General features: G+C 58.6%; 1 protein-coding gene. It reads left to right on the forward strand.

What is annotated here, in order from left to right; all coding sequences use genetic code 11:
• Positions 1–51 precede the first annotated feature (51 nt).
• A complete protein-coding gene (locus EN879_RS37680; protein WP_013532029.1) occupies positions 52–432 on the forward strand; it encodes a 4a-hydroxytetrahydrobiopterin dehydratase in 381 nt (126 codons plus the stop codon).
• Positions 433–795 lie beyond the last annotated feature (363 nt).

Genomic DNA, 795 nt, shown 5'->3' on the forward strand with positions numbered 1-795 from the left:
GTGTTTGCCGGCTCCGGCGTGTGACAGACCGAGCAATTCGCGGAGGTCGAGATGAACGAGACAGTCAAGGAAAAGGTCTATTCGGAAGCCGAGATCGCCGACCGGCTTGAGAAGGAGTTGCCGAAATGGCGTTATGAAAACGGCTGGATCCGGCGCAAATACAAGACCCACAGCTGGAAATCGACGCTCATGGTCATCAACACGGTTGGTCATCTCGCCGAGGCGGCGTGGCACCATCCTGATATCACCGCCTCCTATGCCTGGGTCGAGGTGCGCCTGACGAATCACGCGGCGAAAGGCATTACCGACAAGGATTTCGAGTTGGCGAAAAAGATCGAGGACGTTGTCCAGTGGCAGCCGGCCAAGGAAGGCGGGGCACTGGAGGGCACTCCACTGACCGATCAACGCTTCGCTTACGTCAAATATGACTAAGCAGGGTCGGAATTTGTTGACGCGTATGAAAACATTCGCTGATCCGCTGCAGGGTGGGGTTCACGGCCAATCCAGTTTCGTCTAGGATCGAGCCGGCACCAGAAAGTAGTTTAGCGAATGGCGGTTGCTTGGATCGGCAACCGGGAAGCGCTGATTGAGCACGCGGCTGCGCATGCCGCGTCGCTATTGTCGTCAAGTCGGTGCCCGGTTTTCAGCTTTGATACGGATATAGATGGCACGAGGGCGGCGATCGCGCTGGCTGAGCGGGCTGGCGCGGCATACGACCATGCCGATGGTGCGGCACTTGCCCGAGAGACCGCGCTTTTTACCGACAAGGGGGCAATGACCGTCGCCCCCGGAGAG

Source organism: Mesorhizobium sp. M7A.F.Ca.AU.002.02.1.1, from assembly GCF_003998535.1.
Lineage (GTDB): Bacteria > Pseudomonadota > Alphaproteobacteria > Rhizobiales > Rhizobiaceae > Mesorhizobium > Mesorhizobium ciceri.